Source organism: uncultured Pluralibacter sp. (assembly GCF_913775985.1).
Taxonomy (GTDB): domain Bacteria; phylum Pseudomonadota; class Gammaproteobacteria; order Enterobacterales; family Enterobacteriaceae; genus Pluralibacter.
In genome coordinates this window covers 1-12,819 of the sequence record NZ_CAJYMB010000131.1, presented here as the reverse complement: position 1 = coordinate 12,819, position 12,819 = coordinate 1, and the positions used below count along the sequence as shown (strand labels likewise).

Below are 12,819 nucleotides of genomic sequence, written 5' to 3'. Positions count from 1 at the left end.
TTTCCTCCACTTAGTGTTGCGCCACTGTAGCACTATAATGGACTGCTACTGAGAGCCATATTGTGGATAAAAATGCAGACCATAAACAGCGCAGCCGTACCGCTGTACCGGCAAATCGCGAGGCGGCTGAAGGCCGCCATTGAGAGCGGCGAGCTGGCCCCGGGCAAGCGCCTGCCCGCCAGCCGGGTCTACGCCCGGGAAATTGGCGTCTCCCGCGCGACGGTGGAGGCCGCCTACGGCGAGCTGGTGGCGCAGGGCTGGCTTGAGCGCAGAGGTCAGGCGGGAACCTTCATCAGCGACCGGCTCACCGCTGGCGCGCCGCGCGCCGATACGGCCCGGTCGGCAGTAGTTAAAAGCGCGCCACTGCCGTTTCAGCTTGGTCTGCCGGGCCTTGACCTGTTCCCGCGTGCGCTGTGGGCAAGGATGATGGGGCGGCGGCTGCGGGTGCAAACCCGCGCCGATCTCGCCCCCGGCGATCCGGCGGGCGATCCTGAACTGCGCCGTGCGATTGTCGACTATCTGCTCTTTTCACGCGGTATCGAATGCCGCCCGGAGCAGGTGTTTGTCACCAGCGGATACGCCGCTGGCATGGCGCTGATCCTCGATACCCTGGCCCGGCCCGGGGATGCGATCTGGATGGAAGATCCCGGCTATCGCCTGATCCGCCCGCAGATTGCCGGGCGCGGCCTGACGCTGTGCCCGGTGCCGGTGGATGATGACGGCCTGGACGTCGACGCGGGGATGCGCACCGCGCCCGATGCCCGCTTTGTGCTGGTCACCCCGGCGCATCAGAGTCCCACCGGCGTACCGCTGTCGCTGCCACGGCGGCGACAGCTGCTGGCATGGGCCGCGCGGCGTCAGGCCTGGATTATTGAAGATGACTACGACAGCGAATTTCACTATCGCGGCAGGCCGCTGCCGCCGATGAAGAGTCTCGATGCGCCGCAGCGGATTATTTACGCCGGCACGTTCAGTAAATCACTGTTTCCGGCCCTGCGCAGCGGGTGGCTGGTGGTGCCGGAGCCGCTGGTGGACTGTTTTGAGCAGCAGGCGCGGCTGGCAGCCTGCACGGTGCCGACGCTGGTTCAGCAGACGCTGGCGGACTTTATTAACCAGGGCCACTTCTGGCGGCACCTGAAGAAAATGCGCCAGCACTACGCCCGGCGGCGGGAGTGGCTCGTGCAGGCGCTGGCCGGACTGGGTTATCCCACCGCGCCGGGAGCAGGCGGTCTTCACTTGATGATGCCGGTGAGCGGCAGCGATCGGGCGCTGGCGGCGCGCGGTCGGGAAGCGGGGCTGGCGGTACAGGCGCTGAGCGACTGGCGATTAGTATCGAACGGGCCGGGGGCGCTGCTGATGGGATTTACTAATATTGCAGATGCGCAGATGGCGCAGAGGCTGGCGGAAAAACTGATTGCGGCAATGTCAGAAGAATAGTGCCCCGCCAGCGCGGCGGGGCGGCAGTACTTAGCGGCGCAGAGTGACCAGCGCGCCAACAAAAACGCCGATAGCGGCCACGACACCGAGCGTCTGCCACGGATTTTCACGCACGTAGGTGCCGGCGCAGCCCGCCGCGTCGCGCGCTGCCTGCGAGGCCGGGCAGCGGCCGTTGAGGCGGGCGCGGGTTTCGCGCAGCAGCGTTTTAGCCTTGCGTTTTGCCACATCGGCTTCATCGCTGGCGTCGCTGCCCCAGGATTTCAATACCGCCTCAAGGGAGTCCGCCAGCTGGCTAACTTCGTTCTGAATATCGTCTGCGCTGTCGGCAACGTCATTGCGGCTGAATTTGTTAAACATAGGATCCTCCACTGATTAATTGTACAAATAAGTCTAGAACAGATTTCTCTTCTGCTGTGCCAAATCACGTCTTTATGCACTGTTTATGGAATTTTCTGAAAGCGGTGCTAATGCTGAATACGGTAAGGTGGCCCAGCTGTTGAGGATAACGAGGAAAAAATATGTATTTACGACCAGATGAGGTGGCGCGCGTTCTTGAGAAGGCGGGATTTACCATTGATGAAGTGACCCAGAGAGCTTACGGCTATCGCCGCGGTGAAAACTATGTCTACGTCAACCGCGAGGCGCGAATGGGACGTACGGCCCTGATTATTCATCCGTCGCTGAAAGAGCGCAGTAATATGCTGGCTGAACCTGCATCGGATATTAAAACCAGCGATCATTATCAGCAGTTTCCGCTTTATTTAGGCGGTAATGCCGAAGAACATTACGGGATCCCCCACGGCTTCAGCTCGCGCATGGCGCTGGAGCGCTTTTTACACGGGCTTTATGGCGAAAGTCATTAGGCCGTCGGCTGGCGATTAGCCAGTCGGGCATTTTCCTCTTTTCCATATTATACCCGTCATACTTCAAGCTACTTGTGCGTTGGCTGCGTTCGTTCACCCCGGTCACTTACTACAGTAAGCTCCCGGGGATTCACACTCTTGCCGCCTTCAATCAACTCGAATTATTTAGGGTATATTTATTTGCTATTTGTGCGTTTGTGATAAAAAACAAAGTTTGAAGCCTGTTATTTAAATATAATAGGCTTTATGCTTTCTCATATTCACTGGCCTAAAGGATATAAATAATATATGTCTCTCATATTGCACAAGCTTAATAATATCCGCACGCTGCGTGCGGCCACGCGAGAATTCTCCACTGACGTTCTTGAAGAAATGCTGGAAAAACTCAGGAATGTGACTGAAGAAAAGCGTGCTGAAGAATCGGAAGTTCGCGAAGCAGAACAGAAAAAACGCGAAAAAATCAACGAGCTGCTTGAGCTGATGCAGGCCGACGGTATCGCACCTGACGAGCTGGTCGCCACCACCGGCACCAAAAAAAGTACCCCCCGCAAGCGCGCTCCGCGTCCGGCGAAATACCGCTACGTTGACGCCAGCGGCAATGAGCAATCCTGGACCGGCCAGGGCCGTACGCCAAAACCGATTGCCGATGCTATCGCCAGCGGTAAAACGCTGGACGACTTTTTGATTTAACCCATCAACAATCAGGTGAGGTTAATCCCTCACCTTTTTTTACTCCTCGTTAACTGCTGCCGTAGAGCTTTCAGACTGAAACGCCACCATCCCTCTTTATTGTAAATATCTCCGCACCTTTCCCCGCGTCGCGGATGCGCTTTTCAGTGTTCGACGCTGCCCGCTGGTATACCTGAAATAATGATAAGATATTTCTTAAATAGCCGCGCTGCGGTATTAAGCTCCCATCAGTAAAATCAAGTAAAGCAGATTCATCCGCTGGCAAGCGGCGATAGCCGCGCTATGCTTAATCCCGTAGCAACTATTTTTCATTATTATTACATGGAGTCACTATGGGATTTTGGCGCGTACTTATTACTATCATTCTTCCTCCGCTGGGCGTGTTAATCGGCAAAGGATTAGGTGGGGCGTTTTTCCTCAATATTCTGCTGACTCTGCTGGGCTATATTCCCGGTCTTATCCACGCATTCTGGATTCAGACCCGCAGCTGATTTGGAAACATTCGGGGCGCCACAAGGCGCCCCGAATTGCTTAATAGCCTACCTTAAAGACCTGTCCGCTCTGCACCCCTTCCACGCTGCGGCGAAAGGCCATGGCCGCTCTGGCGGCCGGCACGCTTTCGAAGCCGGGGAAAAACGATCCGTAAGCCTCTTCCGACTCGCTGAGCATGGTCGGGCTCACCAGGTTGATGCGGATCCCGCGGGGAAGTTCGCACGCTGCCGCGCGCACGAAGCCGTCAAGCCCGGCGTTCACCGCCGTGGCGTTGACGCCCTGGGCGATAGGCGCATCGGCGATAATGCCGCTGGTGAGTGTGATCGAGCCGCCGTCGTTCAGCACGTGCTGGCCCTTCAGCGCCAGGCGCACCTGCCCCAGCAGCTTATCCTGCAGGCCGCTGTTAAAGTCTTCCGCGGTCATGCTCTCCAGCGGCCCGAAAAAGACGTTGCCGGTGGTGGCGATAATGGCATCCAGCCTGCCGGTTTTAGCAAACAGCGCGTCCACGCTGGCGTCGTCGGTAATATCTACCTGCAGATCGCCGTGATGACGACCGACGCAGATAATGTCGTGCTGCGGATTTTTGGCCAGTTCAGCCTGCACCGCGCGGCCCAGCGTGCCGGAGGCACCTATAATCGCTATTCTCATCATCATCTCCTCGTGTTGGTCAGGCTATTCTTCTCCTAATTATTTATGCGATAAAGTAGCGTAGAGTTAAATCATCTCTAATCACAGGTTCGCAATATGGATAAGCTTCGCGCAATGGCCGTTTTTGTGGCGGCGGTGGAATCAGGCAGCTTTACCGATGCCGCCGCGCGGCTGGATATGTCGGCGGTGATGGTCGGAAAATACATTACTCAGCTTGAGCGCCAGCTCGGGGTGCGCCTGCTGGAGCGCAACACCAGGCGCCAGAGCCTGACCGACGCCGGGCGGGTTTATATTGAAGAGTGCCGCCGGGTGCTGGAGCAGGTCGCGGCGGCGGATGCCTCCGTCGAGCGGCTACGCGCCGAACCGGCCGGGCGGCTGCGCATCAGCGCGCCCGCCACCTTCGGCGCCTGCGCCATCGCGCCAGCGGTGGCGACCTTTCTGACGCGCTTCCCGCAGGTGCGGGTCGATCTCGATCTCAGCAACCGGGTCGTGAACCTGCTGGAGGAGGGCATCGATCTGGCGGTGCGTATCGGCGATCTGCACGACAGCGGGCTGGTGGCAAAGCCGCTTTGCCTCTACCGGATGGTGATTTGCGCCGCGCCGTCCTACCTGAGCGCCTTCGGTATTCCGCAATCGCCGGAAGAGCTTCCTAACCACCGCTGTCTGTCGCATATGGTCTGGAATCAGCGCACCGAGTGGCGGATGGCGGGAAGCGACGACGCCGGCGCCTGGCGGCGGGATCCGGTGCTTAGCTGCAACGATGGATTAGGACTAAAAATGGCGGCGCTGGCCGGGGCCGGACTGCTGCTGCAGCCGGAGATCCTGGTGCGGGAAGAACTGGACAGCGGGCGGCTGGTACGGGTGTTGGATGATCATCTGCCCGCACCGCGCCCGATAACGCTGCTCTGGCGTCAGGATCTGCGGCCGCTGCCGAAGCTGAGCGGCTTTATTTCCCATCTGCAGGACGCCATCGCGCAACAGAGACTCAACTGATACCGCGGCGCGAGGCGCGCCGCGGCATGGGCTACGCGCGAATATCCGCGTACGCCGGTGTGGTATCGAACTCGTGCTTGGCGAACGGGCAGAGCGGAATGATTTTGCGGTTTTCGCCGCGCATCTTCTCGACCACTTTCGCCACCAGCTTTTTACCCACGCCCTGGCCCTTCAGGCTGGGATCGACCTCGGTATGCTCGATGATGGAAAGATTATCGCCGGTTGGCACAAAAACAATCTCTGCCACCTGGTTGCCGTCGGCGTCGTTAACATAAAAACGGTTGGTGCCTTCAAGAATCTCCATCTTTCCCCCGGAAAGTTATTTGAGTCGATATTTAAGCGCCCCGCTCGGGCAGGTATCAACGATGCGCTGCACCGTTTGCACGTCCACGCTGTCGGGCGCGATCCACGGCTTGCGCTTGAGGTTAAACAGCTGGCTGCTGCCCTTGACGCATTTCGCCGCGTGCTGGCATACGCCCGCGTTGAAATAGACGTCGATCTTTTCGCCGGTATAGCACCGGTAGCCTGCTTCAGTTAATGCTTTATCCACGACATTGTCTCGTTTTTCTGTTTATAGCTTGATGCTAATACCCAGATTATTTTAGTCATAGTGAAGGGCCAACGGCAAAAAAGAGTGGCGTTTTACCGCCACTAAAGCCAACTGCACTGCGGAAAAGCGTTGTATCGGTGCTTATCACGAAGGGAGGGATTATTCTATTGCGACTCCAGAGAAGGGGTATCTCCTCGCCGCATCACGGTAAATTTTTGCGTTATGGCGATGAGCTGTCGGCGAAGTTTCTCTACGTTTGTTTGGCTGGCGGTGAGCGCCTGCTTTGCCTGAGTCAGCTCTTTATCTTGTTGCTCCGTCTTTGCGGATAGTGTTGCGATTTTCTCTACCAGTTTGGCCATTTTTTCCTTTTCATTAGGTTTAGCTGCAACAGCAGGGGCGAGTCGTTTGCCTTGCTCATTGATTTTTTGCTGGCTCACCGCCAGTGCGGCAACCAGTTTTTGGACCTTAATTTCCTCCGTGCTGCTCGTTGTGGCTACCTTGCTTTTTCTATCTTCATGCTTGCGCATTAACAGCGCGACTTGTTGCTGTAGCGCCTTCACCTGTTTTTGGCTCTCTGCCAGCAGGATTTTGCTGTTATCTTCCCCGGTGGTTTTTGCGATCGCTAACTGCGACTGCAAGCTGTCGATTTTTTTGTGGCTGCTTTTAAGCGCAAGATTAAGTTCCTCTATCTGGCCCCGATGTCGCTTTTTTTCATCCAGAAGCTGCTGTTTAAGCGATGTGGTTTCACTGTTATGCGACGCCATACGCTGGGATGCGATAGCCTGCTGCAGCTCTCTGTTTTTCTTCCTGGTATTGGTCAGCGTTTTTTTTAGCTGATTTCTCTCCGCCTCCAGGGCGGTGTATTGACCTGCGGGCCTGGATTTTTGCTCAGGCATACGCGCCCCAGGTAATATATTATGTTGCCGGGCACCGCGGGGTATGTCGGCGGGTAGCGGTTGTAAAAATGTTTCAGGCCGGGACGATACCTCGTCTTTTGCGTACGACGTCTGAGGTGACGCGGCACCGGTTAAACGGATAAAAGCCGGAGCATCTATTTTTTGGTTATTAATGGCCTGCAGCAGAGCTAAAGTTTGTTGCTCATCCGTGCTGCCCTGTGCCGCAGGATAGAACAGCGCCCCGCTGAGCGGCAACGTCAGGGCAAAAAAAAAACGGTTTCTCAACGCTTGCTTACTCATTTCACGCTTTCTCCTCGGCTAATTAAGACTGCCATCACTGCCCGCTGAATTTGATCGCAAATTTGATTCGTTTTGTATTTATATAATGCATCCATCGTGCTTTTAGTTTGTACATCAATATCGCTGCGGACAGATGTATAAACGGACGCGTTGCGCACCAGTTCATCAAACGAGGCTTTTTTGCTGGCATAAATCATCGGATTGATCTTTTTCAGCGAAGTGAGCTCTTTCTGACATAGGCTAACGCGATCCGGCTCATTAGATACTCCGGCTTCTGTTTGGCTGGAAACAGGAAGTGATATATTAGTATCTGAGCCCTGGCTGATACTATTCCTTTTATAATTATGCTCACAGCCGCTGACAAAAAATAACGGTGTTGTCAGGAGGCTGATAAGGCCGATATGGCGCAGTTGATGCAAAATCATTTCATTAAAACCTTTTCCAGCTATAGCATGGTAAATGATAGTAATTATTCTTTAAACTCACTCATCTAAGATAAATGCTTTAAAGATAAAGATGCTTTTAATGTGTGAAACTAAGCTTTGGGCAACCGGATGTTCATTTTTCTCTCGATTCTGTTTTTGTAGGTATAAACAGTTTTTGCATTATAGTTACACTGATAGGCAATCTCTTTAATCTTTACCCCGAGAGAAATGAGCTGCAAAATTAAAAATTCTGTAAAAGACAATCTTAAGATACTTCTGGCCGGAGGAACGGATTTGCCATCCAGAACTGCGTCAATTTTTTTGCCAACGGCATCGATTTTGTCAAAAGTAAAGATGATCGCTGAGATTATTTTTGAGTACAGCGGGTGATAAAACCAAAATGTTGCCAGCGCCAGCATATGCCGATCGCAGATTAACACAATTTTGTAATCGCGGAACTGGCTGGCCCAGTGTGTATTAAGAAAGATTTTCAGATTAGCAACATTAAAATCGACAAAGATTATTTTTTCAACGGAATGATGCATTCGGCCGCTGGCTGCCAGCGTCATAATCCCATTTCGCAGCATATGATTATCGTTTGGCCATAGTTTTATCTGTAAATCAAGATCGCAGCGGGTGGTGTTTTCAATATCTTTACTAAAATGTACAAAGTTTTGATAACGCGGCTGGGCGTAACTCTGGTGGTGGCTAATATGCGACATCATGGTATTCCTTTAGCTGTGATAAATCCATTTATGGCTTTTCCAACGGTCTTAAGCCATTCGTCAACTTTGGGTCAAAATAACCCCTTTCTCACGTGCGTGTAGCGTTATTGTCAGGGTGAATATTCTTAACACTGATTTATCACTCACTCAATGGGATAGGTACCATTTATTAAGAAAAATCCTATTATTTTTTTTAATAAAAAATTTAAGTTTTCGCCTCTCGTTGTTTCGTCTGATGTCTAACGTATTACAGCTAAGTAACAAAAGTTTTAACTGGTATGCCGAGTAATGAATTATTTAATTAACATTTTATTAATATTTGTGATTACATTGTAAGAAAAGTCCTTGGTTATTTTTTTCTCAAAAAGTGAATAATACGCAGCTCAAAGTAAGTATCTAACACGCTTACGGATTTCAGGAGAATCTGGTATGGATACACCAGTGAGACGTCATCGTCTGATATTGCTTACTGCATGCCTGCTCAGTGCATTAGCCCTAAGCAGGGTAGCTTGTGCCTCAGGCGCATCTACCGCGGCCGATCTTAATATCTTAAGACAGGCCGAAAACCTCGATCTTAATGGCAGCTCTTTAGCCGCGCGAAAGATGTACGATATTTATGAGCGAAAACATCCGGATGATACCCCGACAGTCCCCTCAGCCATTAATCTTTATGCCTTAAACAGGCTGGATCAGGTGTGGGGGTATTTTACGCAGATCCAAAAAAACGGCACTAATTCCGACAGGGAATATGCATCCTTGTGGCTGGCTTTGCTGTACACCAAGGACAAAGGAAAACTTCCTGCAGGTAAAGAGCGCCAGCAGCTGCTTCCTGACATCTTCATTACGCCTGCGCGCAGGGAGATAGCACGGTTATACCGCGAAGAACTCTCCTTGCAAAAATTCACTGATTTTATTAATACGACATCTGCATTTGCCCAACGCGATGAACTTACTGAAATTATCTTTTTCACAGCTGGTTACATTAAGTATGTTATGAAGGATCCTGCCCAAGCGGAGAAATTAATAGCCAACAATAAGTCAAAATTATTTGCAGGCTCGCTGGAAAGGCCTTTGATGGAAATAGGACTGCCCTGAGTTTTTAACAAGTGAAACGTATCAATAAATTAGGATGATTTATGAATAAAGTATTTAGCCTTATCTGGGATCCTCAGAAGGGGATGCTGGTGCCGGTGAGTGAGTTGACCTCATTAAAGGGAAAAAATGGCGGAAGTTATGGTTTTATTCCTTCCGAGCAGGTAGCTGACTGTGCGGGTAATAAATTTTTTAGAGTAAGTGCCTTGAGTGTATTGATCTCAGGGGTAATCATGTCTTCGGGTTATAGCAATAATGCATTTGCATATAATGCAGGCAGTTACACTCTCGATTATAATGGTAAATCTAATGCTTTTTTGGGGGTAGAACCTACAGTTGTAGGTGAAAAAAATAACTTTATGAGTAAGACAGGTGCCGGGGCACCACTTAACCCATATAGTTACTATTTTGTTGTTTATGGTAACCAAAACACTATATCCCGTACTTTGTCATCAGATACTTCTAACACTGCCCTTGGTGCTATTAATAGTAATTTATCTCCAGGTGTTATTGTCGGTACAAATAATAAAATATTGGATTCAGGTGACGTTAATATTCTCGGGTATGGCAATACTGCAACGGGTTCACTCAATGCCCCTGTAACTTACTCTCAAATGATTGGTACTGCGAATGAATTAAAAACAACCAATAAAAGAACCTCAGTTAGTAGTATTCTAGGCTATGGAAATGTCATAGACTCAAGTGATTTTGCATTTATTGTTGGTGGTAGAAGCTCCCTCACTGATTCTAGTAATTCAGTCCTTTTGGGAGGTAATTCTAGCATTACGGCTGCCCCAAATGCTGTAGTTATTGGTGGTAATTCTGCAGTATCTGCTGAGGGGGCGATGGCTTTAGGTTATGGTACTGAAGCAGCCTATAAAGGTTCTATTGCGCTAGGGGTTGACTCAAAAACGGATGCGATTTTCACGACTCCAAAAATTAAAATTCGTGGTACTGATTACGATATGGCTGGAGCTAATCCTACATCCACGATGAGTATAGGTAATAAGTCCACTGGCATGACGCGAACTATTACCGGCCTTGCTGCTGGGCGTGTTGATAAGTTAAGTACGGATGCGATAAATGGCTCTCAGCTTTATGCCTTTCAAGAGGCAATGGATGAACTGGCTTTAGATAATTCGCTTAATTTCTTGGATGATTCAGGAAATAGTGTTGCTGTTAAAAATGGAGGGAAATTACAGTTCAAATCTCAGAACAGTAATTTGCAAATAAAACAGTCAGGCGTTACCGATAATGGCGTCATGGATGTCACCTTAAATAACAATCTGGATCTTACCGATGCCGGTAGCCTGAAGGTTGGCGACGCATTAGTTGATAAGACCGGGTTAACAATCACCGGCGGCCCGAGAGTTAAGAAAGATGGCATTGATGCCGGAAACAAGAAAATCACCGGCGTGGCCAACGGGGTGGTATCGGCGACCAGCACGGATGCGATTAACGGCTCCCAGCTGCAGACGGTATCCGACGTGGCAAACAAGGGCTGGCTCCTTTCGGATGGTGTGAATACGGACAGCACCATCAAGCCGGGCGACAAGGCGACCTTCAAGCCGTCCAACGGTAACCTGACGGTGAAACAGGCGGGTGGTACGGTAACAGTAGGCCTGGCAAACAGCCTTGACCTGGGCACGACGGGCTCCGTGGCAATGGGAAACACCAAGCTGAACGCTGACGGCCTGAGCATCATCGGCGGTCCGAGCGTGAAAAAGGCCGGCATCGATGCCGGAAAAGCGAAAATCACCAACGTGGCGGACGGGGACGTGACGGCGACCAGTATGGACGCGATTAACGGCTCCCAGCTTAAGAAGGTATCCGACCTGGCGAATCAGGGCTGGAACGTCTCAGATGCAGCCGGTAAAACCAGCAACGTTAAGCCAGGCGACACCGTAACCTTCGCACCGTCGAACACCAACCTGACGATGGCGCAGGCGGGCGGTACGGTAACGGTAGGCCTGGCGAACAACCTGGATCTGGGCGCGGCGGGCTCCATTGCGATGGGTACCAACAGCACCACCACCCTGAACGGCGACGGCCTGACTATCGCTAACGGTCCGAGCGTCAAGAACACCGGCATCGATGGCGGAAACAAGAAAATCACCGGCGTGGCGAACGGGGAAGTGTCGGCGACCAGCACGGACGCAATTAACGGCTCCCAGCTGCAGAAAGTATCCGACGTGGCAAACAAGGGCTGGACCCTTTCCGACGGCGTGAATACAACCAAGGACAGCACCATCAAGCCGGGCGATAAAGCGACCTTCACGGCATCCAACGGCAACCTGACGGTAACGCAGGACAAGGGCACGGTAACGGTGGGCCTGGCGAACAGCCTGAACCTGGGCGCGACCGGCTCTGTGGCGATGGGCAGCACCACGCTGAATAACAAGGGGCTGAGCATTGACAAGGGTCCGAGCGTAACCAGCGACGGGATCAGTGCGGGCGGCAAGGTCATCAGCGACGTGGCAGCGGGCGTGAAGGGCACCGACGCGGTGAACGTTGATCAGCTGAATAATCTAAGCGTAACGGCAGGCGCTGGCTGGACCCTTTCCGACGGTACGACCGACAGCACCATCAAGTCGGGCGACAAGGCGACCTTCAAGCCGTCGAACGGCAACCTGACGGTGGCGCAGAAGGACGGCACGGTTACGGTCGGCCTGTCCGACACGCTGAACCTGGGCGCGGCGGGCTCCGTGGCGATGGGTACCAACAGCAGCACCACCCTGAACGGCGACGGCCTGACCATCGCTAATGGCCCGAGCGTCAAGAACACCGGCATCGATGCCGGAAACAAGAAAATCATCGGCGTGGCGAACGGGGTAGTGTCGGCGACCAGCACGGACGCGATTAACGGCTCCCAGCTGCAGACGGTATCAGACGTGGCAAACAAGGGCTGGACCCTGTCTGACGGCACCACCGACAGCACCATTAAGCCGGGCGATACAGCGACCTTCAAGCCGTCCAACGGCAACCTGACGGTGACGCAGGACAAGGGTACGGTAACGGTGGGCCTGGCGAACAGCCTGAACCTGGGCGCGACCGGCTCTGTGGCGATGGGCAGCACCACGCTGAATAACAAGGGGCTGACCATTGACAAGGGTCCGAGCGTAACCAGCGACGGGATCAGTGCGGGCGGCAAGGTCATCAGCGACGTGGCAGCGGGCGTGAAGGGAACCGACGCGGTGAACGTTGACCAGCTGAATAATCTAAGCGTAACGGCAGGCGCTGGCTGGACCCTGTCCGACGGCACCACCGACAGCACCATCAAGCCGGGTGATAAGGCGACCTTCAAGCCGTCCAACGGCAACCTGACGGTGGCGCAAAAGGACGGCACGGTGACGGTTGGCCTGTCTGATACGCTGAACCTGGGCACAACGGGCTCCGTGGCGATGGGTAACACCACGCTGAACAATGACGGACTGACCATTGCCAAGGGGCCAAGCGTGACCGGCAGCGGCATCAGCGCGGGCAACAAGGTCATTACCGACGTTGCAGCGGGCGTTAACGCGACCGACGCGGTGAACGTCAGCCAGCTGGGTAATGCTACCGAGGAGCTGAGCAACAAGGGGCTGACCCTGGCGGGTAACGTGGGCAGCCGCGGCTTTAAGCTGGGCGAGACGATGACCGTGAAGGGCGAAGGGACCACCCCGGGCACTTACAGCGGCAAGAACCTGAGCACCACGGTAGATAAGGACG

General features: G+C 53.1%; 13 protein-coding genes and 2 pseudogenes. 8 read left to right on the top strand and 7 right to left on the bottom strand.

What is annotated here, in order from left to right; genetic code table 11:
• Positions 1 to 72: 72 nt before the first annotated feature.
• Positions 73 to 1,437 carry a PLP-dependent aminotransferase family protein gene (locus QZ766_RS16340; RefSeq protein ID WP_297203774.1) on the top strand — a complete coding sequence of 455 codons (1,365 nt, stop codon included), beginning with the start codon at positions 73 to 75 and terminating at the stop codon, positions 1,435 to 1,437.
• A 30-nt stretch (positions 1,438 to 1,467) separates the two neighbouring features.
• Here the strand turns inward: QZ766_RS16340 and QZ766_RS16335 are convergent, their stop codons facing one another.
• Entirely contained in the window at positions 1,468 to 1,794 is a 327-nt protein-coding gene (locus QZ766_RS16335; RefSeq protein WP_297203772.1) for a DUF883 family protein, read from the bottom strand.
• 161 nt (positions 1,795 to 1,955) lie between these two features.
• Here QZ766_RS16335 and QZ766_RS16330 point away from each other — a divergent pair, with 161 nt between their 5' ends.
• The 3 genes from QZ766_RS16330 to QZ766_RS16320 all read left to right on the top strand — a co-directional run bounded on the left by QZ766_RS16330 (position 1,956) and on the right by QZ766_RS16320 (position 3,481).
• Positions 1,956 to 2,300, top strand: a complete 345-nt coding sequence (locus QZ766_RS16330; protein ID WP_297203770.1) for a DUF2002 family protein — start codon at positions 1,956 to 1,958, stop codon at positions 2,298 to 2,300.
• A gap of 288 nt (positions 2,301 to 2,588) precedes the next feature.
• Positions 2,589 to 2,990, top strand: a complete 402-nt coding sequence (locus QZ766_RS16325) for an H-NS family nucleoid-associated regulatory protein (RefSeq protein WP_297203768.1) — start codon at positions 2,589 to 2,591, stop codon at positions 2,988 to 2,990.
• Positions 2,991 to 3,322: 332 nt separating this feature from the next.
• Positions 3,323 to 3,481 carry a YqaE/Pmp3 family membrane protein gene (locus QZ766_RS16320; protein ID WP_297203766.1) on the top strand — a complete coding sequence of 53 codons (159 nt, stop codon included), beginning with the start codon at positions 3,323 to 3,325 and terminating at the stop codon, positions 3,479 to 3,481.
• Positions 3,482 to 3,521: 40 nt separating this feature from the next.
• Here the strand turns inward: QZ766_RS16320 and QZ766_RS16315 are convergent, their stop codons facing one another.
• A complete protein-coding gene (locus QZ766_RS16315) occupies positions 3,522 to 4,130 on the bottom strand; it encodes a short chain dehydrogenase (protein WP_297203764.1) in 609 nt (202 codons plus the stop codon).
• Positions 4,131 to 4,226: 96 nt separating this feature from the next.
• Here QZ766_RS16315 and QZ766_RS16310 point away from each other — a divergent pair, with 96 nt between their 5' ends.
• Positions 4,227 to 5,123, top strand: a complete 897-nt coding sequence (locus QZ766_RS16310; protein WP_297203762.1) for a LysR substrate-binding domain-containing protein — start codon at positions 4,227 to 4,229, stop codon at positions 5,121 to 5,123.
• 31 nt (positions 5,124 to 5,154) lie between these two features.
• Here QZ766_RS16310 and QZ766_RS16305 read toward each other — a convergent pair whose 3' ends face one another.
• The 5 genes from QZ766_RS16305 to QZ766_RS16285 form a co-directional block, all read right to left on the bottom strand.
• A complete protein-coding gene (locus QZ766_RS16305; RefSeq protein ID WP_297203760.1) occupies positions 5,155 to 5,427 on the bottom strand; it encodes a GNAT family N-acetyltransferase in 273 nt (90 codons plus the stop codon).
• A 15-nt stretch (positions 5,428 to 5,442) separates the two neighbouring features.
• Positions 5,443 to 5,673 (bottom strand): (4Fe-4S)-binding protein, encoded by a 231-nt coding sequence (locus QZ766_RS16300; RefSeq protein WP_297203758.1) that lies wholly within the window; start codon positions 5,671 to 5,673, stop codon positions 5,443 to 5,445.
• Positions 5,674 to 5,837: 164 nt separating this feature from the next.
• Positions 5,838 to 6,869 (bottom strand): hypothetical protein, encoded by a 1,032-nt coding sequence (locus tag QZ766_RS16295; RefSeq protein WP_297203755.1) that lies wholly within the window; start codon positions 6,867 to 6,869, stop codon positions 5,838 to 5,840.
• A complete protein-coding gene (locus tag QZ766_RS16290) occupies positions 6,866 to 7,294 on the bottom strand; it encodes a hypothetical protein (RefSeq protein WP_297203753.1) in 429 nt (142 codons plus the stop codon). The genes QZ766_RS16295 and QZ766_RS16290 overlap by 4 nt, the downstream gene beginning before the upstream one ends.
• Before the next feature lie 110 nt (positions 7,295 to 7,404).
• The gene (locus QZ766_RS16285; protein ID WP_297203751.1) at positions 7,405 to 8,019 is read right to left on the bottom strand and encodes a helix-turn-helix transcriptional regulator; all 615 of its coding nucleotides are present in this window, start codon (positions 8,017 to 8,019) and stop codon (positions 7,405 to 7,407) included.
• Positions 8,020 to 8,448: 429 nt separating this feature from the next.
• Here QZ766_RS16285 and QZ766_RS16280 point away from each other — a divergent pair, with 429 nt between their 5' ends.
• The 3 genes and pseudogenes from QZ766_RS16280 to QZ766_RS16275 all read left to right on the top strand — a co-directional run.
• Entirely contained in the window at positions 8,449 to 9,114 is a 666-nt protein-coding gene (locus QZ766_RS16280) for a hypothetical protein (protein WP_297203749.1), read from the top strand.
• Positions 9,115 to 9,155: 41 nt separating this feature from the next.
• Positions 9,156 to 10,223, top strand: a pseudogene (locus tag QZ766_RS23100) (ESPR-type extended signal peptide-containing protein); the annotation flags it as partial.
• A 150-nt stretch (positions 10,224 to 10,373) separates the two neighbouring features.
• Positions 10,374 to 12,819, top strand: a pseudogene (locus QZ766_RS16275) (hypothetical protein); the annotation flags it as partial.